Consider the following 19,574-nt stretch of genomic DNA (forward strand, 5'->3'; position numbering starts at 1 on the left):
TTCAGATCCCCGTCCTCGTATTTGCCCTGCAGGCGGCACTGCTGGCCGGCGTGTCGCTGATCTTCCTGGTGCTGCGCCCGCCAGGGGCCTGAGCACCAGGCAGGGTCAAGCGTCCAGCCAGGCCGGCAGGGCGCGACGGCGCTCGCCACCGCGCACCATCTCAGCGCGCGCTTCCGGATACGGCTGCGCTGCGAAGCGGCGTTGCGGCCCGATGCCGCGCAGCCGTTCCAGGGCGGTGCCGGGGGCCAGCGGTGTGTCCTGTCCCGATACCGGGTCGCGGTGCCAGAAACCGCCGTCGCGGTGGAACAGCAGCGGCAGCGCCGCGGCGCGCGGCTGGGTGGAAAAGCCCGTCTTGCCCGGATCGGTATCCGGCGCCAGGATATAAAACGCTTCCGCCGCGGCGCCCGCATCGACGCGGTGCAGGATCACGCCATGTGGCAGCAGGGCCGTCACTTCGAGCTCGGCCACATCGCGGATGCTGGCCGTGAGCGCGATGCGCATGCCCAGGCGCAGGGGTACCGGTGCGTGCTTGCCGGGCCAGACGCCGTCGAGCAGCAGGCCGTAGCGCGACACGTCTTCGATCTCGAAACCGTGGCGGCTCTGCCGAATCACCGCATGGCGGCCGGACAGGCGGCGCGTCAGGCCGCCGCGCTCGATGCCGTGTTCGCCGTGATGCGCCAGCAGCAGGTCGGCCTGCGGCGCGGATTCCTCGAACCGTCCCAGCACGCAGTCGTCCAGCGCGAACAGGCGCAGGTGGCGCTGGGCCGCCGAATCGGGCTCGGCATGCACGAGGCAGGCGGAGACGGCCGGGCAGGGATGGTCTTGCGCGGCGTTCGGCACGTCGATCTCGATCAGGTCCTCATCCCAGGCGATGGTGGAAAAGCCGAGGTCGATCTTGCCGCTGTCCTCGCCCAGGTTCACCTGTGCGATCGAGGCATTGCGGGCGGTAACGTCGATGTCGACCCGTCCGCCGCCCGGCGCCTGCACCCGCGCGATGCCGGCGTCGTCGGCCGTCACGCGCACGTTCTTGCAGGTAGCGAGGAAGGCCTGGTGGATCTCGCCCAGGCTGGCGTCCTGGCGCGGCACCAGGATCACCGGGCTGCAGGTCCAGGTGCGGCTGGCGTCCGGGCGCTGCGGGTGGCGGCTGTGCAGTTCGATCTCGACCCGGTACTGGCCATGCTCCAAGCCGCGCGAGGAGAATTCGAGAAAGACCGGGCGCCAGTCGCCGCGCGAGGTGCGCTGGAAAACATGGTGGTCGCCCTCGCGCAGGCGCAGGCCGGTATGCACCAGCATGCGTACCTCGGGCGCGCAATCCATCGGCATGCCGCGCAGCTCGAGCTTGATGGCCTGGCGGCCGCCCGCGGCGCGCGGGTCGAAGCCGCTGATGTGCAGTTGCGGGCGCTGCAGCTGGGCCTGGGCCGGCTGTGGTGCGAAGCTGCTCGCCGCGACCGGGCCGCGACCGGCGCGCAGGGCGCTGATGGCATCGAAACTCGAAGGCAGGCCGGCCGCGACCGTCGGCACCCTCGGCACCGTGACCGCAGGCGCATCGGCCGGCTGCACATGCCCGTGCGCGCACACGCCGTCGCCGGGCATGACCCAGACGGTGCAGTGCGGATGGTCGGGATGACGGCAGCGGTTCATGGCGCAAACAAGGCTTTGGGCGGGTTAATCGGTCAAGCTGCAAGTTTATGCGCTTTTGGAAGCCAGCGGCGCGCCTCAATCATTGATTAGCAACATTATTTTCTATCAGGAATTTTTCAAGTCCCGGCCTCGGCCGGCAGGGCCGTCTCTTCCAGGTGGTGGGCCAGTGGACGCAGCACCAGCGCCGTCAGGTTGTCCGGCTGCAGGCCCTCGGGCGGCGACTCGACCAGCGCATCGAACAGGCGCGCGACCATGGCCGCGGCAGTCGGGGCGCCTGCCATGAGGGAAGGCCAGCGGTCAACAAAAGCGTCGGGCGCGGAGCAGGACCAGAATCCATCGGTCGCCAGCAGGTAGGCGGCATCCGGGCGCAGGCCGAGCACGCGCCGGTCCGGCAGCTGGCGCAGCCAGGACGGCAGCATGGGCGGCGTCAATTCAACCAGCGGGTCGGACAGCCGGGACGGATGGCTGAAGGTGTTCCCAAGGATGAATGCCTGGGCGATCTGCGGCGAATGCCCGCCGTGCACCTGCCGGCGCCAGGCCGGCTCGTCGATGCTCCCGCCCATGGCGGCCGCCGTGGCCGGCACGTGGTCGACGGTCAAGGGGAGGGCGCGTTCAGGACCGATCTCGTACAGGCGCGAGTCGCCCACGTGGTACAGCAGGGGCTGGCCGCCGGCGGGCAGTTCCAAGAGGGTCAAGGTGGTGCCGGGCCGCGCACCCGGTTCGCCCGCGAACTGGCGCTGCAGCCTGGCGTGCAGCGCGTCGAGGTGGCCGGAGAGTTCGGCCACGGTGCGGCAGGGCGGCAGCGCCAGCAGGCCGGCGGCCACCGCTTCGGCCGCCTCGCGTCCATGGCCGTGCCCGCCCATCCCGTCCAGCACCGCCAGGCGGCCGTGGCCCGCGGGCCAGCCGGCCAGCTGCATGCGGCGCGGCGCCTGCCCGAGCAGCTGCCAGGCGCCGCCGGCAAAGTCGATGACGACGAAATTGTCCTGGTTTTCCGCGCGCTGGGCCAGGCCGATGCCGCGCAGGCTGGCGACGGCGACGTCGAAGCGCGGCGCGAACTGAAAGGCGGACAGCAGGTCAAGCAGGGCAGGCGGCATGGTTCGGATGGAAATCGTGGCGATCCTGCCACTTTACACCTGAACAAGAAGCGGCGAAGCCCCGATCAGATGGGGTTTTTCCGGTTTCCGGTGGCCAGGATGAGCGCATTGGCCAGCACGCAGGCCCCGGCCGCGCCGAGGGCGGCCTGCACGCCCCAGTAGTCGGCGACCTGGCCCCAGAACACGCTGCCCACCACATAGCCGCCGGACATCACGAACAGGTAGATCGACAGCGTGCGGGCGCGCACCTCGGCCGGGAAGGACAGCTGGGCCGCCGCGTTCAGGGTCGAGACCGTGGCCGACCAGGCCATGCCGCCGCAGACGATCAGCGGCACCAGCAGCGCGAGCGAGCGGCTGCTGGCCATCGCCACCAGCATCAGGCCGTATACCAGCAGGGCGCCGACCAGCACGCCGGTCTTGTCGATGCGCGAGCGCACCTGCGGCAGGAAGAAGGCCGCGATCACCGCGCCGCCGCCCAGGCAACCCATCAGGAGGCCATAGGTGCTCGACTGCCGCCCCAGCACGTCGCGCACGAATACCGGCAGCAGGCTGGCGAAGGCGATGGTGGCGAAGAACACCGAGCAGACATTGCGCAGGATGCGGCGGTAGCGCGCGCAGCCGAAGGCGGTGCACATGCCGAGCCGGAAGCGCTGGGTGAAGCGCTCGCGCACGGCAGGCTGGGGCGTGCGCTCCTGCCACCAGGCCCAATACACCCCGAGCAGGCCGGCAAACGACAGCGCATTGGCCAGGAACAGGGCGCTGGCGCCGATCCAGCCGAATAGCAAGCCGCCCAGGGCCGGGCCGATGATGGCCGACAGGTTGTAGGAGAGATTGTTCAGGGTGGCGGCCGCTTCCACTTCGTCGGGCTCGACCAGGCCCGACATCGCGGCCTGCCAGGCCGGCCAGACGAAGGCCGTGCCGATGCCGACGCAAAACGTGATCGCCAATACCGCGCGGCTCGACACCAGGCCGGTCGTGACCAGCACCGCCATGGCGGTGGCGCACAAGGCCATGTACAAATTACAGAAGAACAAGAACTTCGGGCGGTGCACACTGTCCGCCACCACGCCTGCCAGCAGGGCGAACAGGAAGATCGGCACATAGGTGGCCGTCTGTACCAGCGAAGTGATCGAGGCCGACTGCGACATCGAGGCCACCAGCCAGGCCGAGGCAAAGGTCTGGATCCAGGTGCCCAGGTTCGATACCATGTTCGCCAGCCAGATGTTGCGGTAACGCCGGTGCCGCAGCGGCCGGGTCAGGGCAACTTTACGGCGGGTGGTGGGGGGAGCGAGCGCGGCGCCGGTAGCGGGGTTGGACATGGTCAGCACAGTGTAGAAGGCTTCCGTGCTGGAGGTCAATAAAATTGCCTTTAAGAAAGTCTTTAATATGATATTGTGGCGTTCCCAAAACATCTTGTATTGACGGCCATGCTGATTCGACCGTTGGCGGTTACGGACATTCCAGCCGTGGCTGCCTTGCTGCGCGAGCTTGCGCGCGAATTCATCGTCCACGAATCCACCGCTGAAGGGGCCTCCACCTTCCTCACGGAGAACGACGAGATGGGCGTGCGCGGCTTTTTATCGCGCGGCCATGTCTACCATGTGGCCGTCATCGACGGGGAACTGGCCGGTTTCGTGGCCGTGCGCGACCGCAGCCACCTGTTCCACCTGTTCGTCGGCAAGCGCTGGCACCGGCGCGGCGTGGCGCGCGCCCTGTGGGAGGCGGCGTACGAGGCTGCGGTGTGCGCCGGCGGCGACGGCGCCTTCACCGTCAACTCCTCGAATTTCGCGGTGCCGGTCTATGAACGCTTCGGCTTCGTCCGGGTCGGCCCGACCCAGTGCGCCAAGGGCCTGTATTTCAACCCGATGCGCCTTTGGTCACTGGACGACTGAGGCTTCCTGGCGCCGCCGCAGCCACAGGCTGCTGGTCCAGCCTTCCCGTGGTTCTCCATCGATCTCGGCGCTGACCCGCCACCAGTCGCCCTCGACCTGGCCGGTAGCCCTGACCTGGGCGCCGGCCGGGACCACCCCCAGGCGCGGCGCATGCACCCCCGCCGCCGCCCGCAGGTTCAGGTCGTCGCGCACGCGGTAGCGTTCGCCGGCAACCGGCGTTTCCACGTCTGCTCCAAGCCCCGGCAGCGCCGCGGCATGCACGCTCGCCGGCTTGAGCAGGCCATGCAGCGCCGCCCCGAGCAGGGCCGTGCCGCACACCAGCACTGCCAGCGCCCGCGCATTGGGCCGGCGCCACCAGGCGCGCGGGGTCAGCCAGGCCGCCAGGCACAGCGAGAGCAGCAGGCCGCCGAGATAGGCGGCAATCATGATCGAGGATGGCATGGCGGGGTTCACGCGTCGAAGCGCAGCACGTAGTGACCGGCGACCACGTGGTGGCCGGGCGGGACCAGGTAGGGCTGCTCGCTGGTGGCGACATCGACCTGCGCGACCAGGCGCAGCGCGGCATCGAGGTGGAACAGGGCCTGGGTCTCGGACAGGCGCACGATGCGCATGCCGTCGCTCGCCGCTTCCCAGCTGAAGGCATTGCGCGACAGGCCGAGGCGGTCAGCGCTGGCGGCGCCCTTGCCATCGTGCTGGCGCAGGAATTGCGGCCCATCGAGCACGCGCAGGCCGGCCAATGCGGGCATGCCGCGCCCGAACACGAGCCGGGTGCCGGCGGCGGCCGGCTGGCTGGGTCCTTCGGTGAGACCGAGCAGGGCGCAATACCGGTCCGCCATCTGCGGCGCCACCGCGTGCAGCTGCACGCTGCCGCCATCGAAAGGCGCGAAGCGCGATGGAACCGTGACGCGCTGGCGCCCGGCCGCGGTGATGGCATGCACCTCGTCGGCTTCGTCGACGGCGAAGCGCATCACATTGTCCTTGCCAGGCGCGGCCGGGGCCAGGGTCGCGCCCAGGCCGATGTCGAGGCCTTGCGCTCCGGTGTCGCGGTAGCGGCTCAGGCGCGGCAGGGCCAGGGCGGCCAGCGTGATGCGGTGGCGCGCCACCGGTGCATAGGTGGCGTCGTTTTCCGGCGCGACCGTGGCGGCAGGCGGGCCGTCATCGATCGGCATCGCGGTCAGGTCGCTTTCCGGCGCGTCGGGTACGGCGGCGCGTGCCTTCCACACCGCCGGGGCGCGCAAGGGCGCGGCGCTTTCCGGCCTGGCCGGGGCGCCGGCCGCGCGGCTGACCCGCAGCAGCAGGCGCTGGCCGGCGGTGTCGCCGGTGCCGCGCTTGCTGCGCACGACGTAATAGCCGTTGGCCTCGTCGAACCGGCACTCCAGCGCATCTTTCGGACGCACCTGCACCTCGATCGGTGCATCGGCGCCGTCGTTGATCAGGAGGATGCCGCCTTCCAGGCCGAAGGGCCAGCCGGGCACGCCGAAGGTGGCATTGGCGGCGTCCTGGCCGACCACGGTCAGGCGCTGGTTCGGGTAGACCGCGCACACCGGCTGCCAGATGGCGCTGTCGCGCGAGGCGGACACGGTATACAGCACCTGCTCGCCGGGCGCCGGCAGGTAGACCGCGTGGCCGAACTTGACCTTGACTTCGCCCTGGTTCACTTCGTCGGCGCCGACCACGTGGTAGCGCACTTCGTCGCCCCCCAGCAGGTCGCCGAAATCCTTCTGGTGCAGGGCCGCCAGCGAAGCGGCCAGGTCGCGCACGCGCGCGCCGCGGGTCAGGTGGCGGTCGTCGTCGACCTCGTCCTGGGGCAGCATGAGCGTCACGTGCGAAAAGCAGCGGGTGGCGGCGCGCCCGCGCTGCTCGCGCGGCGAGCGCTCCAGCAGGTCGCGCAGCAAGGGACGGCGCGAGAACAGCGCCAGGCCAGGGGCCTGCCAGAGCGCCTCGGCATTGAACACATCGCTGACCCTGGCTAGGACTTCGTGTTGGACGTAGACCGGCATGATTGACTCTCCTCGAAAGATTGAACGCTCGCCATGCCGAACGCTAGCAGGGGGCAGATGAAAAACAGCAGGTGCGAGCCGCCGGCGGACAGGAAACTCATCGGCTGCCCCATGATCGGGAACAGCGCCAGGTTGGTGCCCCACGACAGCAGGAAGTGCCCGGCCAGAAAAGCCGCGCCGCCGCACAGGGCGAAGCACTGGAAGCGCCCGAGCCAGGCGCGCCGGAAGTCGCCCGCCGCCACCGCCCCCTGCCAGGCGGTCGCGGCCGCATGCAGCAGCGCGCCCAGGAAGGCCGCCTGCAGCACCCACACCAGCAGGGCTCCCAGCAGCCCGTGGCGGTTGAGCAGGAAAGAGGGCGCGAAATCGTCCTGCACGGCGGGGATGCGCAAGGCTTCACCGGCGGCCTGGCCGAGCGAGGCGACGCCGAGCAGGCCGTCGCTGCCGAGCCAGCCGCCGTCGGCCACGGCGCGCGCGCCAGTCAAGATCTGCTGGCCGGTGTGCGGGTGGGCGGTGGGGTCGGACCAGACCTGGAAGCGCTCGGTATAGAAGCCGGCGCCGCCCAGGCTGGGAGCCGCCTGTTGCAGCAGGGCCGCTCCCAGCAGCACGGCGACGCACAGCCCCCCGACGCTCGCTGCAGCGCGCCGGCGCCCGCTCGCCAGGCACCAGGCCAGGCCGGACACTGCGGCCCAGACCAGCAGCAGGATCAGGGGCGAGTAGTCGTCGACCTGGACCAGGGCCACTGCCAGCAGCAGCACGAACAGCAGGGCCGGCGCGATCATGCGCAGCCAGCTGCGCCAGGCCTGCCGTCCGGGCGCGGCGCCCCCGGTGGCCAGGGCAAGGCAATGGGCGCTCAGGGCAGCCAGGGCCAGCTTGGCGAATTCCACCGGCTGCATCTCGAACACGCCGGTCTCGTTGCCGAAGGCGACCTGCAGCACCAGGCCCGCCAGCGCCATCACTGCCAGCGCCACCAGCAGCGACTCGGTGGCCGGGCGCGACACGCTGTTGCGGGCCAGGCCTTGCAGCAGCAGCAGGCCAAGCGGCAGGCCAAGCGCCAGCAGCACGCAGCTGTTTTCCACATGGCGCAGCCAGGCCGTGTCGCGCGCGCCCAGGCCCAGTTCGAGCTGCACCAGCAGGCCGGCGCCAAGCAGCAACAGGGCGACGGCGCCCAGCACCGGCACCCGGCGCGGCCACAGAAGCGCATGCCAGAGTGCGGCCCAGGCCAGCAGCAGGGCCCAGCCCGTGCCCGGCGCGGCGCCCGTCCTCTGCATCACCAGCGCCAGCACGGCGAAGGCGACAATGGCCACGCCGGCGGCCACCCGCGCAAGCGGAACGGGGCCGCGCAGCGGGCCGGCCAGGCGCCAGGCGGCCACGCCGAGGAGCAGTGTGGCCACCAGGGCCGCGCCCCATGCAAGGGCCGGAGGCGTGGCGAGCTGCCACAGCGCGCGCTGCTTCCAGCTCCAGCCTACGTGGGAAGGCAATTCGGTCTTGGGTTCGGCGTACAGCTCGACCTGGGCCGATGGGCGCAGGTGCAAGGCGCCGGCCTCGATCGACAAGGCCCAGGCGGTGCGGCCGACCGCGAGGCTGGAGACGCCTTCCAGCCGGTGCTCGCGCTGGGCCGCATCGCGCCACCTGCCTGCTTCCCGCACCAGTACCGGCTGCGAGCCGCGTATGGTCAAGGCGATGCCGCCGCCGTCGCGGGCGAGCGTGACCTTGCCGGCATCCAGTCCGGGGACGGCGAGCCGGTTGCCGCAATGGAGGTTGCCGCCGAAGACGAGGGGGCGTTCGAAACCGAGGCTGTCCGGCGTGATCCGGTTCCAGTAGGTGGCCAGGTGGGCCGCGGCGCCCGCCTCCGGGCAGGCCGGCTGCACCGCGCCGTCGCGCAGCAGCAGGGCGCCATCGTAGGTCCAGGTATGGCCGGCGCCGCGCAGCTGTGCGCGTCCGTCGCCCGCGCTGGCGACTTCGAACAGCGCCGCACCGATGTGCAGGCCCTGGCCCGCGGCCAGCAGCGTGGTGCCGGTATGGCGGCGTTGCTCGCCCTGGCGCAGCACCGCCCCCTGGCCCGGATTGGCATTACGCAGCCACCATCCGCCGCGGGCGTCGCGCCGTACCGTGAACTGGTGGGTTCCGGCGCGCGGAGCGGCCAGCTCGGCGCGGCCCAGCTGGACCGATGCGCCGGGTTCAAGCGTCACCGCGATCGCGGCGGGCAGCCAGCGCTGGGGCGTGAGCAGCAGGGCCGCGAGCTGCAGCGCACACACGGTGCCGAGGGCCAGCGCGGCCCAGGCCAGGCGCGCCTTCATGCGGCCCTCCGTAGTGGAGCGCGGTCCATCCCGTCGCGCACCGCGCCGAGCAGGCGGCTGATCTCGAGCGCATGCCGCGGGCGTGCGTCTGCCGCGGGCGCCAGCAGGGCGCGCAGCAGCGTGGCCGCCTGCACCTGGGCGCCTTCGAAGCAGCCGGCAAAGCGCGCCGCTTCGTCGGGCTGCAGCACCGGCGGCAAGCCGCCGTGCTGTGCGCGCAGGATGGCGGCGCCCTCGCGACCGTGCGCCGCGTAGGCCTGGGAGCAGGCGGCGCCATAGGCCAGCACCTGGCCGCACGCCAGGTAGTACAGCAGGGCGCCGAGCGCGAAATAGTCGCTGCGGGCCTCGCTCGCATACAGGCCGCCGGCCTGCGGGAAGAACTGCTCGGGCGCCTGCCAGCTGGCGGTGCCGGCATAGGGCTGCAACGGCGCGCCTTGCTGCGCGCGGCTGGTGCCGAAGTCGGCCAGCTTCAGGCTGCGGGTGCGGCGCTCGACCAGCAGGTTGGCGGGCTTGAGGTCGAGGTAGCGGAAGCCCGCTGCATGGACCTTGGCCAGGGCCTGGTTGACCTGGGCGGCCCAGTCGAGGGCTTGTGCGGGAGCGGTGCGCCGGCCGGCGGCCTGTTCGGCCGCGAGCAGGCTGGCCAGGTCGCCGTCGAGCAGTTCCAGGGCCATCGCCGGCAGGCCTTCGTGCTCTCCGCTGTCGAGCAGGCGCACGATGTGGCGGCCATCCCAGGGGGCGAGGCGGGACAGGAAGCGCGTTTCGTTCAGAGCGCTCTCGGTCCAGTGCCCGCGCAAGGAAACGGGCGCGCGGCCCATCTGCTCGCGGTTGACCAGCTTGATGGCCGCGCAGCCGCCGCCCGGCGCCTCGGCGCGCCAGACCAGGCCATAGGCCGAACCGCCCAGCTGCCCGCACAAGCGGTACTGGCCGCGCGCCAGGGAAACGATGCTGCCTTGCTGGTTCATGCTGCCTCCGCAACCGGCGCCGTGCGCCCTCGGGACACGCTAGCGGGGGGAGGTGGAAAGCGGAAAAGCGATGGGCGAAAAAAAACCGCGCAGTGCGCGGTTTTTGGATCAGCGGCCGTAGCGGCCGTCGCGGTCCCAGTCGCGGTGGCCGCGGCGGCCATCGCGATCCCAGTCACGGCGGTCGTAACGGTCATGGCGGTCCCAGTCGCGGCGGTGCTCGACGTAGACGGCACGCGGTTGCACATACACCGGGCGTGGCTCGACATAGACAGGGCGCGGCTGCACGTAGACCGGACGCGGCTGGTAGTAGCCGCCCGAGCTGTAGCCGACCGACGCATAGCCGCGGTTGTCGTAGTAGCCACGGTTGTCGTAATAACCACGGTTGTCGTAATAGCCGCGATCGTTATGACGCGACACCGAATTGCCCAGGGCCGCACCGATCACGCCACCCACCAGGGCGCCGCCGGAACCGCCGGCGCTGTGGCCGATGGCTGCGCCGACGACGGCGCCAAGGGCAGTATTCACGCCACGGTCATCCGCCATAGCAGGCGAAACGGCAACCGCGGCCAGCACCACCGCACCAAAGCATTTAGATTTCCACATGGCTTTTTCCTTTTACTGCCTCAGCGGGGATCAGGATGATCATGACGACGCCAGGCATAGGTGAACTATAGAGCCAGGCTCGGGCGCCGCCACCTTCTAATACAGATTATTACAAGTGGACATGGGCCGTAACATGCGAAAACGCTCTCTTGCAGCGGGGCCGGGCCGCCCCATCTAACAATTGTTACCGATTAACCCTGCCCGGGCCCTCCTGTGAACCGATCCTTCGCCACCATTCTTTCCCTGCTCGTGCTGCTGCAGGTCTATATCGGCATGCGCCTGCTGCCGCACCTAGCGCTGGGCGTGCCGGGCACGAGCGTAGCGATACTGCTGCTGGTGCTGTTGACCGTGCTGGTGCCGGTCGGGCTGATGTCGGCGTCGATGCGCCGGCGCCGCTGGTCCGAGGCGCTCGCCTGGGCCGGGCTGCTGTCGATGGGGTTCTTTTCCTCGCTGCTGGTGATCACGCTCGCGCGCGACCTGGTGCTGCTCGCGCTGCGCCTGGCCGGCAAGCTCACGCCCGGCATCATCCACGGCAGCGCCGTGGCCGTGCCGCTGCTGGCGCTGGGCGTCACCGTTTTGGGCTTCGTCAATGCGCGGCGCCTTGCGCGGGTGGTGCGGGTGGACGTGCCGATCGCCGGCCTGCCGGCCGCGCTGCACGGCTATGCGATCGCCCAGGTGTCCGACATCCACGTTGGCCCGACCATCCGGCGTCCCTACCTGGAAGCGATCGTGGAGCGCGTCAACAAGCTCGGCGCCGACGCGATCGCCATCACCGGCGACCTGGTCGACGGCAGCGTGCACCGGCTGGCCCCCATACCCAGCCGCTGGCGCGGCTGCGCGCCCCGGACGGGGTGTTCTTCGTCACCGGCAACCATGAGTATTACTCGGGCGCGGACGAATGGATCGCCGAGGTGCGGCGCCTCGGCATCACGGTGCTGATGAACCAGCACGTGATCCGCCGCCGCCAGGACGCCGGCCTGATGATCGCCGGGGTGGCCGACTACGGCGCCCACCAGTTCGACCCGCGGCACCGGAGCGATGCGCGCGCGGCCGCCGCGGGCGCCCCGGCCGACGTGCAGGTGCGGGTGCTGCTGGCGCACCAGCCGCGCAGCGCGCCCGGGGCGGCCAGGGCGGGTTTCCACCTGCAATTGTCGGGCCACACCCACGGCGGCCAGTTCTTCCCGTGGAACCTGTTCGTGCCGCTGCAGCAGCCCTTTGTCGCCGGACTGCACCGGGTGCGCGACATGTGGGTCTACGTCAGCCGCGGCACCGGCTATTGGGGGCCGCCCAAGCGCTTCGGCGCGCCTTCGGAGATCACGCTGCTGCGCCTCGTCGCCGGTCCGGCAGTGGTGTAAAGACGGCAATATTGCGCAGCGAAACCGGGCGGGATGCGCTAAGCTTGGATTCTTTGCCCCTATCCAAGGATTCCACGCATGAACCGCCGCATCCGCAGTGTCCCTGTCCTGACCATCCTCGCCGCCGCCTTGCTCGTACCCTCCGCCTGGGCAGCCAGCCCCGGCATTGACCCGGCAGCGCTGGCCAAGATTCGCGATACGGCCATGGCCAGCGACTACGCGTGGGAACGCACGGCGGACATGACCGACCTGATCGGCCCGCGCCTGTCCGGTTCGGCCGGTGCGGCCGCGGCCGTGACCCAGGTGGCGGAGGCCATGCGCAAGCTCGGCGCGATGGTCACGCTGCAGCCGATCAAGGTGCCGCACTGGGTGCGCGGCCTGGAAACGGGCGAGCTGGTCGAGTACAAGGGGCGCCCGGCCGGCATCAGCCAGCGCGTGGTGGTGACCGCGCTCGGCGGCTCGGGCGCGACGCCGGCGGGCGGCTTGACCGCGCCGGTGGTGGTGGTCGGGAGTTTCGACGAACTCAAGGCACGCGGCGCCGAGGTGAAGGGCAAGATCGTGCTGTTCGACGTGGCCTTCGACCAGCACATGGCCGACCGCGGCCTGGCCGGGCAGGCCTATGGCCAGGCCTCGGCCTACCGCCGCGACGGCCCGCGCCTGGCGGCGGAGCTCGGGGCGGCCGCGGCGCTGGTGCGCTCGGTCGGCGGCGCCAGCTACCGCCTGCCGCACACCGGCGGCACCGGGCTGGTCGATGGCGCGCGCATCCCGGCCGCGGCCGTGACCGCGGAAGACGCCATGCTGATGAGCCGGCTGGCCAAGCGTGGCCCGGTCAGCATGCGCCTGCTGCTGACCCCGCAAACCTTGCCCGACGCCGACAGCTTCAACGTGATCGCCGACCTGCCGGGCACGGACAAGCCCGACGAGATCGTGATCGTCTCGGGCCACCTCGATTCGTGGGACCTGGCCACCGGCGCGCACGACGATGCCGCGGGCGTGGCCAGTGCGATGGCCGTGCTGGAAACGCTGAAGAAACTCGATTACCGCCCGCGCCGCACGATCCGCATGATCGCCTGGATGAACGAAGAAAACGGCACCCGCGGCGCGCGCGGCTACCTGGCGGCCGAGCAGGCCAATGTCGACAAGCACGTCGCCGCCATCGAGAGCGACAACGGCGCCGGCCGTCCCTTCGGGCTGCGCGCCAGCGTGCCGGCTGCGTCGAACAAGCTGTTCGCGCCGCTGCAGGCTGCCCTGCTGCCGATCGGCGCGGGCGTGTTCCAGCGCCAGGATGCGCTCTCGACCGGCGACTTGTCCGGCCTGGAGCGCGCAGGCGTGCCGAGCTTCGCGCCGCTGCTGGACACCTCGAGCTACTTCGACTATCACCACACCCCGGCCGACACGCTGGACAAGGTCGACCCGGACCATCTGCGCCGGCATGTGGCGCTGATGGCCGCGACGACCTGGTTCCTGGCGAATATCGAGCAGCCGATCGGCCGCGCGAACGTCCCCGGCGTGAACTGAACGCGGCGCCGGCAAGCGTGCCGCCTCAAGGCACGGGGATGCGCCGCACCGCCCGCGCGTGGCCCCGGTAGGGACGCCCGTAGATGGTCTGGATGCCGCTGGCGAAATTCTGGCCCCAGACCAGTTGCGAACGCGTTTCGTGCGGCTCGCTGGACCAGTACCAGTTGCGCTCGAAGGCTTCGCGCTGGTTGGCGAACAGCAGCGCCAGCTCGCGCCGCGTCGGCAGCGCGCCGCCGTGGCCGGCGGCCCAGTCGGCCGCCGTTGGCCAGCTGACGTCGGCAGCTTCGCCCGGCAGCAGGATCAGGTGATAGTCAAGGTCGTCCTTGCCCAGGATCAAACCCGCATAGGCCTCGCCGTCTTGCAGCATGGCCCGCACTTGCATGAACTCGCCCATATAACATTTCCTCGTGGTTGGTAGCGTTCCATTAAGACCGTGCGGATCGGCCTTTGGTTGCGTCCACTGTTCGATCTGGCTCATACAAGCGCTTAATTTCAATGAGGAAAATTACCTTGCCGCTTATCATGCCGGGCAAGTTTTTCGGACGAAGTTGAACTTAGGCAGTTTCCTGCGCTCAAAGCTACTCACTCACTTGATGACGCGAGGAACTTTCATGAAACTACGCCACGCTGCTAGCTCCAGCGTTAATACCTTGCTGTGCTGTGCCGCGGCCGTCCTGATGACGGCCTGCGGCGGCGAGATCCACGACAAACCTGCCATCGAGCAAACCGCGACCGCAGCCGAGGTGACGAGCGTGGCCGGTGGCGATGCGCCCGAGCTGGCTGCGCTTGATCCGGTGGAAGCAACGCCGGCCGAAGCGGCGCCCGTGCCGGCTCCGGAAGCCGCTCCCGCTCCAGTGGCTGCCAGCGCGGGCAAGCAGCTGGTGACCGCAGCGCAGCCGGCGGCTGCCGTAGCAGCGGCAGCCGTTCCGGCAGCAGGCACCGCGCCGGCCGGCGCCAACCAGGCCGCCGCGCCGGCTGCCGCCGTCAAGCTCACCGGTTACGAGGCCCCGGCGGACACGCCGTCCGCAGCGGGCCTTCCTGCAGCGCCCGCAAGCGCAGCGGCGACCCCGGCGGCGCCAGCCGTGCCGTCGACGGTCGATCCGGAGACCGGCATGCCGACCGCCGGCGTGGCCACGCCTGCGAGCGCGCACTGAAGAAACGTGCCGTCCCAAGGCATGGAATCCCGGGGCGCACAAAAGGAAACCGCAGCCGGCAAGCTGCGGTTTTTTTTACAACTGGAAAAATTTTTTAGTCAGGCAGCGGCAACGCCATCTGCGGATCCTGCGAACCGGCGCGGTTGACCGCGGTGGTGACCTTGTACCAGTCGAACGCGTCCGGGGGCAGGGCGGCGCGGCGCGCCAGGTCGAGCGCTTCTTCCGGGGTGCGCGATGGATCGAGCCAGAGCTCGGCATCGGCCGCATCGAGCACCACCGGGCGCCGGTCGTGGATGTCGAGCATGCCGTCAGCCGTGTCGTCGGTGACCAGCACGAAGCCCGCCTCGGCCCGGTTCTCGGAGAAGCCGCCGAAATTGGCCAGCGCCAGCAGGAACAGCGGCGCGCGGTCCTTGCGGTGGATGTGCCAGGGCTGCTTCGCGCCTTTCTCGCCGGTCCATTCGTACCAGCCCTCGGCCGGCACGATCGCGCGGCCGGACTTGAGCAGCGGCTTCCAGTAGCGATTGGTCAGCTTGTCCATGCGCGCATTGACGACGATCGGCACCTTGCCCTCGGCCCACTTGGCGCGGTAGCTCCAGAACACGTCGTCGACACGGTGCTCGCCGTCCTGCACATGCATCACGGGCCGGTAGCTGCCGGGGGAAACGTTCCAGGCAGGCGCCGCCTCGCTGTCATAGACTGCGTCGGCCCAGCCGAATACGCTGGCGTAGTAACGAGCCGTCTGGCTCTGGTCAAATCGTCCACACATGCAGGCATGGTACCGCAGCGCTTCGCGGCATGCGGCACGCTAGCGCCGGTGCGATCCGATCGGGCGCGCAGTGGTATGCTCGTGGCTGAATTGATAACGGGGAGAAAACGGTATGGCAACTGGCTGGTGGAGCGTCTTGAAGACCGTGCCGTGGAGCGAAGTGATCAATGCGGCGCCCCAGGTGGCGACCGGCGCGCGCAGGCTGTGGGATACGGTGGCGCGCAAGTCGGGCGGTGCGCAGGGCATGGCCCCTGGCCCGGTCATGGACATGGAACCCGAGGAGAACCTGTTCGGCACCCTGGTGCTGCGCGTCGAGAAAAACGAATCGACCCTGGCCGACCTGCGCAACCAGATGCTGCAGGCGTCCGAGATCATCGCCAACCTGGCCGACCAGAACGCCCAGCTGATCGCCAAGATGGAGCTGGCGCGCAGCCGGCTCTTGTGGCTGGGCGTGGCGACCGGGGTCACGGGCGTGTTCGCCCTGGTGGCGCTGGCGCTGGTGCTCGGGCGCACCTAGAGGACTGGCATGAAAGTCGTGCTGATCCTTGCCACACTGTTCGTACTGGTGTCGATGCTGCTCAATGCGGCCCGCCGGCGCGGCAAGCTCAGCGACGACGCCAACCGCGCCGTCGTCGGGCTGGCCTCGTCGATGCGGATCTTCGTCTACGGGCTGCTGTTTTTCGTAGCGATCGCGTGCCTGGCGGTGGCCTGGCACAGTTTGTAGACGCGCGGGCGCATTGCTCGCAAGGATATTGCACCGTACGTGTGCGATTAGGCTGACAAATTCGTAAGCCACATCGGAGCTTGAGAGCGGGACGGTCGTCCCTATCTCTATTCCATCCTCTTTTGGATAGTTTACCTCTCCGTGTGTCTCCAGCTCAGTTCAGACTGAGTTATTTCCCGCTGCCCTTGAAAAGGGTGGCGGATTTTTTTCGTCGTTCAAGCAGAGCCTGGGCGCGGGCTTGCTTATTCCGGGCTCAACTATTAACACCCTGCCTGCCGCCCGTAGTACAATCCCGCCCGGCGCGGGCATGGCGAAATTGGTAGACGCATCAGACTTAAAATCTGCCGCCGTGAGGCGTGCCGGTTCGATTCCGGCTGCCCGCACCACCACCTCTTCTCTTCCTTCTTCGCCGATTCCGGCGACCCCTCCAGCTCATCGATTGGCCCTCCAGCCCGTATGGTGTAGCATGCCGGACGGCGCAGCATGTTGGCGGCGCCGCAGCACGAGGACACCAATTGAACATCACACTGAACGACGACCTGCGCGCCTTTGTCGACCCGCTGACCCCCATCGAATACGCCGCGCTCGAGCGCAGCCTGCTGGCCGAAGGGTGCCGCGACGCGCTGGTGCTGTGGGGCGAGACCCTGATCGACGGGCATAACCGCTACGAGATCTGCCGCAAGCACGGCATCGAATTCCGCACCGTCCAGAACAACAGCTTCGCTTCGATCGACGACGTGATGCTCTGGATGATCGACAACCACCTGGCGCGGCGCAGCGTGTCGGACTTCCAGCGCGGCGTGCTGGCGCTCAAGAAGAAGGAAATCGTCACCGCCCGCATGGCCGAACAGCTCGCTTCGAGCCCGCCGCAGCCGGAAGCGGACGACCTGGAATCGCGCCCGCCGCCGCCGTGGAATACCCGCGAGGAAGTGGCCAAGGCCGCGCGCGTGTCGAGCAATACCATCAGCCAGATCGAACGCATCCAGAAGGCCGCGACGCCGCAGCTGCGCGAAGCCGTGCGCGCCGGCACCATTTCGATCAATGCCGCCGCCAACGTGGCCCAGCTGCCGGAAGCAATGCAGATCGCCGCCGTGGCCGGCGGCCGCAAGGAATTGCAGCAGGCCGCGCGCCAGGTGCGCGAGCAGAAGATGGCGACCCGCCCGAAGAAGGAAACCGTGGCGCTCGATCCGGCCGACCAGATGGCGGCGCTCAAGGCCGAAGTCGCTTCCTTGAAAGACCGTGTCGCCACTTTGCTGACCGAGAATGAAGTGCTCAAGCAGCGCCTGGTGCACGCCGGCCTGGCCTGACTAGAAGAAGATTCGCAGGATCCCACTACAGGAGACAACGCATGCCCGCATCCCGCCTGATCGTCCCGGCCGTCCTCGGTTTCGCCGTCCTGGGCGCTACGCTGCCGGCGAGCGCCGCCCCCGCTACCAGCCCGGCAGCCAGGCCGGCCCACAGCGCCGAACTGGCGCGCTGGAAGAAGACGGCGGCGCGAGTGACGATCATGCGCGACAAATGGGGCATCCCGCATGTGTTCGGCAAGCGCGACGCCGACGCCGTCTTCGGCCTGCTGTATGCCCAGGCCGAGGACGACTTCAACCGGGTCGAGCTCAATTACATCAATGCGATGGGGCGCCTGGCCGAGGTCGAGGGCGAACCGGCGCTCTGGCGCGACCTGCGCATGAAGATGTACATCACGCCCGCCGACATGCAGGCCAAGTATGCGGCCAGCCCGGCCTGGCTCAAGGAACTGATGGTGGGCTTTGCCGACGGCCTGAACTACTACCTGCATACCCACCCTGAAGTAAAACCGAAGCTGATCACCCGCTTCGAGCCCTGGATGGCGCTGAGCTTCAGCGAAGGCAGCATCGGCGGCGACATCGAATCGATCGACCTGAAGGACCTGGAGCGCTTCTACGGCAAGCGCCCGCAGCCGGCGCTCGCCGCGGCCGGCCGCAACCTGGATGCGGAGCCGCGCGGCTCGAACGGCTTTGCCATCGCCCCGAAGCTGTCGGCCTCGGGCAAGGCGCTGCTGCTGATCAATCCCCACACCTCGTTCTATTTCCGCCCGGAAGTGCACATGGTCAGCGAACAGGGCCTGAACGCCTACGGCGCCGTGACCTGGGGCCAGTTCTTCATCTACCAGGGCTTCAACGAGAAGACCGGCTGGATGCATACTTCGGGCGGTGGCGATGTCATCGACGAATACCTGGAAACCGTCGTGGAACGCGACGGCAAGTTCTTCTACAGGTACGACGGGCAGGAGCGGCCGGTGCAGGCCAGGACGATCGCGCTGCCCTACAAGACCCCGGGCGGCGCCATGGCGAGCAAGCAGGTGACCGCCTATTTCACCCACCATGGCCCGGTGGTGCGGGAAGAGGGCGGCAAATGGATGTCCGTCAGGATGATGGACGAGCCGCTCAAGGCGCTGACCCAGTCCTATACCCGGACCAAGGCGCGCGACTACCAGTCCTTCTACAAGGCGATGGAGCTGCGCACCAATTCCTCGAACAACACGGTGTATGCGGACGCTCAGGGCAATATCGCCTACTTCCACGGCAATTTCATCCCGAAGCGCGACCCGCGCTTCGACTGGAACAAGCCGGTCGACGGCAGCACCTCCGCGACCGAATGGATGGGGCTGCACGCGATTCCCGAGACGATTACCCTGTTTAACCCGGCGAGCGGCTATATCTCGAACACCAACAATTGGCCGTTCAGCTCTTCGGGCGCGAGCAGCCCGCGGCGCCAGGATTACCCGGCCTACATGTGGTCGCTGCCCGAGAACGCCCGCGGGCGCCACGCCGAGCGCGTGCTCAGGAACGCCAAGGGGTTTACGCTGGACAGCCTGATCGCGGCGGCCTACGACAGCCACCTGACCGCCTTCGAACCGCTGGTGCCGCAAGTACTGAAGGACTACGAGGAGCTGCCGGCGGGCGACCCGCGCAAGGCCGCGCTCGGCGCCCAGGTCGCCGCGCTGCGCGGCTGGGACCTGCGCTTCGGCGTCGCCTCGGTGCCGACCTCGCTCGCAATCTACTGGGGCCAGGACATGGTCGCCCAGCATGCGACGCGTGCCCGCGCCGCCGGGGTGCCGACCGTCGATTTCATTACCACCAGCCTGAATGCGGAAGAGCGCCTGGCCGCGCTGCAGCGCGCCTCGAACAAGCTCACGGCCGACTTCGGCACCTGGCAGACCCCATGGGGCGAGATCAACCGCTTCCAGCGCATCAGCGGCGAGGTCGACCAGCAGTACGACGACAGCAAGCCGAGCTGGCCGGTGGCTTTCGCGTCGGCCAACTGGGGTTCGCTGGCCTCGTTCGGCATGGTGGCCAAACAAAAGACCAAGCGTATCTACGGCGACCGCGGCAACAGTTTCGTCGCGGTCGTCGAGTTCGGCCCGCGCGTGCGCGCCAGGAGCATCCTGGCCGGCGGCAACAGCAACAATCCAGCCTCGAAGCATTTCGCCGACCAGGCCGAGATGTACAGCCGCGGCGAATTCAAGGACGTGCTCTTCTACAAGGAAGACATCGAGAAGCAGCTCGAACGGAAATATCACCCGGGGCAATAA

The 19,574-nt window shown here is 69.0% G+C and carries 17 protein-coding genes, 1 tRNA gene and 1 pseudogene; 9 read left to right on the forward strand and 10 right to left on the reverse strand.

Features of this window, described 5'->3' with window-relative positions; all coding sequences use genetic code 11:
- Window positions 1-105: 105 nt before the first annotated feature.
- From AC3XQU_RS08530 to AC3XQU_RS08540, 3 genes are all read right to left on the reverse strand, one after another.
- On the reverse strand, window positions 106-1,641 hold the full coding sequence (locus AC3XQU_RS08530; RefSeq protein ID WP_489873727.1) for an FHA domain-containing protein: 1,536 nt from the start codon (window positions 1,639-1,641) through the stop codon (window positions 106-108).
- A gap of 116 nt (window positions 1,642-1,757) precedes the next feature.
- Window positions 1,758-2,735: a PP2C family protein-serine/threonine phosphatase gene (locus tag AC3XQU_RS08535; RefSeq protein ID WP_489873728.1), complete on the reverse strand. Its 978-nt coding sequence runs from the start codon at window positions 2,733-2,735 to the stop codon at window positions 1,758-1,760.
- Window positions 2,736-2,800: 65 nt separating this feature from the next.
- Window positions 2,801-4,093 carry an MFS transporter gene (locus AC3XQU_RS08540; RefSeq protein ID WP_489873729.1) on the reverse strand — a complete coding sequence of 431 codons (1,293 nt, stop codon included), beginning with the start codon at window positions 4,091-4,093 and terminating at the stop codon, window positions 2,801-2,803.
- Window positions 4,094-4,201: 108 nt separating this feature from the next.
- On the opposite strand from AC3XQU_RS08540, the gene AC3XQU_RS08545 reads away from it, so the two are divergent.
- Window positions 4,202-4,627 (forward strand): GNAT family N-acetyltransferase, encoded by a 426-nt coding sequence (locus tag AC3XQU_RS08545; RefSeq protein WP_489873730.1) that lies wholly within the window; start codon window positions 4,202-4,204, stop codon window positions 4,625-4,627.
- Here the strand turns inward: AC3XQU_RS08545 and AC3XQU_RS08550 are convergent.
- From AC3XQU_RS08550 to AC3XQU_RS08570, 5 genes are all read right to left on the reverse strand, one after another.
- Complete coding sequence (locus AC3XQU_RS08550) at window positions 4,613-5,068, reverse strand: SH3 domain-containing protein (protein ID WP_489873731.1); 456 nt, start codon at window positions 5,066-5,068, stop codon at window positions 4,613-4,615. The two genes, AC3XQU_RS08545 and AC3XQU_RS08550, sit on opposite strands and share 15 nt — an antisense overlap.
- An 8-nt stretch (window positions 5,069-5,076) precedes the next feature.
- Window positions 5,077-6,627, reverse strand: a complete 1,551-nt coding sequence (locus AC3XQU_RS08555; protein ID WP_489873732.1) for a hypothetical protein — start codon at window positions 6,625-6,627, stop codon at window positions 5,077-5,079.
- On the reverse strand, window positions 6,597-8,924 hold the full coding sequence (locus tag AC3XQU_RS08560) for an FtsW/RodA/SpoVE family cell cycle protein (RefSeq protein WP_489873733.1): 2,328 nt from the start codon (window positions 8,922-8,924) through the stop codon (window positions 6,597-6,599). The genes AC3XQU_RS08555 and AC3XQU_RS08560 overlap by 31 nt, the downstream gene beginning before the upstream one ends.
- The gene (locus tag AC3XQU_RS08565) at window positions 8,921-9,883 is read right to left on the reverse strand and encodes a protein kinase domain-containing protein (protein WP_489873734.1); all 963 of its coding nucleotides are present in this window, start codon (window positions 9,881-9,883) and stop codon (window positions 8,921-8,923) included. The genes AC3XQU_RS08560 and AC3XQU_RS08565 overlap by 4 nt, the downstream gene beginning before the upstream one ends.
- A 108-nt stretch (window positions 9,884-9,991) precedes the next feature.
- Complete coding sequence (locus AC3XQU_RS08570; protein WP_489873735.1) at window positions 9,992-10,486, reverse strand: PXPV repeat protein; 495 nt, start codon at window positions 10,484-10,486, stop codon at window positions 9,992-9,994.
- 273 nt (window positions 10,487-10,759) lie between these two features.
- Between AC3XQU_RS08570 and AC3XQU_RS08575 the strand changes: the two are divergent.
- A pseudogene (locus AC3XQU_RS08575) lies at window positions 10,760-11,841 on the forward strand (metallophosphoesterase).
- A 78-nt stretch (window positions 11,842-11,919) separates the two neighbouring features.
- Window positions 11,920-13,359, forward strand: coding sequence for a M20/M25/M40 family metallo-hydrolase (locus AC3XQU_RS08580; RefSeq protein ID WP_489873736.1), 1,440 nt, complete (start codon window positions 11,920-11,922; stop codon window positions 13,357-13,359).
- 25 nt (window positions 13,360-13,384) lie between these two features.
- Here AC3XQU_RS08580 and AC3XQU_RS08585 read toward each other — a convergent pair whose 3' ends face one another.
- Entirely contained in the window at window positions 13,385-13,753 is a 369-nt protein-coding gene (locus AC3XQU_RS08585; protein WP_489873737.1) for an Lcl C-terminal domain-containing protein, read from the reverse strand.
- Window positions 13,754-13,970: 217 nt separating this feature from the next.
- On the opposite strand from AC3XQU_RS08585, the gene AC3XQU_RS08590 reads away from it, so the two are divergent.
- Window positions 13,971-14,513, forward strand: coding sequence for a hypothetical protein (locus AC3XQU_RS08590; RefSeq protein WP_489873738.1), 543 nt, complete (start codon window positions 13,971-13,973; stop codon window positions 14,511-14,513).
- 94 nt (window positions 14,514-14,607) lie between these two features.
- Here the strand turns inward: AC3XQU_RS08590 and AC3XQU_RS08595 are convergent, their stop codons facing one another.
- Window positions 14,608-15,279 (reverse strand): SOS response-associated peptidase, encoded by a 672-nt coding sequence (locus tag AC3XQU_RS08595; RefSeq protein ID WP_489873739.1) that lies wholly within the window; start codon window positions 15,277-15,279, stop codon window positions 14,608-14,610.
- A gap of 112 nt (window positions 15,280-15,391) precedes the next feature.
- Here AC3XQU_RS08595 and AC3XQU_RS08600 point away from each other — a divergent pair, with 112 nt between their 5' ends.
- From AC3XQU_RS08600 to AC3XQU_RS08620, 5 genes are all read left to right on the forward strand, one after another.
- Window positions 15,392-15,796: a hypothetical protein gene (locus tag AC3XQU_RS08600; RefSeq protein ID WP_489873740.1), complete on the forward strand. Its 405-nt coding sequence runs from the start codon at window positions 15,392-15,394 to the stop codon at window positions 15,794-15,796.
- A gap of 9 nt (window positions 15,797-15,805) precedes the next feature.
- Window positions 15,806-16,003 carry a hypothetical protein gene (locus AC3XQU_RS08605; RefSeq protein WP_489873741.1) on the forward strand — a complete coding sequence of 66 codons (198 nt, stop codon included), beginning with the start codon at window positions 15,806-15,808 and terminating at the stop codon, window positions 16,001-16,003.
- A gap of 301 nt (window positions 16,004-16,304) precedes the next feature.
- Window positions 16,305-16,389 (forward strand) — tRNA-Leu (locus AC3XQU_RS08610).
- A 129-nt stretch (window positions 16,390-16,518) separates the two neighbouring features.
- Window positions 16,519-17,310 (forward strand): hypothetical protein, encoded by a 792-nt coding sequence (locus tag AC3XQU_RS08615; protein ID WP_489873742.1) that lies wholly within the window; start codon window positions 16,519-16,521, stop codon window positions 17,308-17,310.
- A gap of 41 nt (window positions 17,311-17,351) precedes the next feature.
- Complete coding sequence (locus AC3XQU_RS08620) at window positions 17,352-19,574, forward strand: penicillin acylase family protein (RefSeq protein WP_489873743.1); 2,223 nt, start codon at window positions 17,352-17,354, stop codon at window positions 19,572-19,574.

The organism is Telluria sp. AZSoR62, assembly GCF_058111565.1.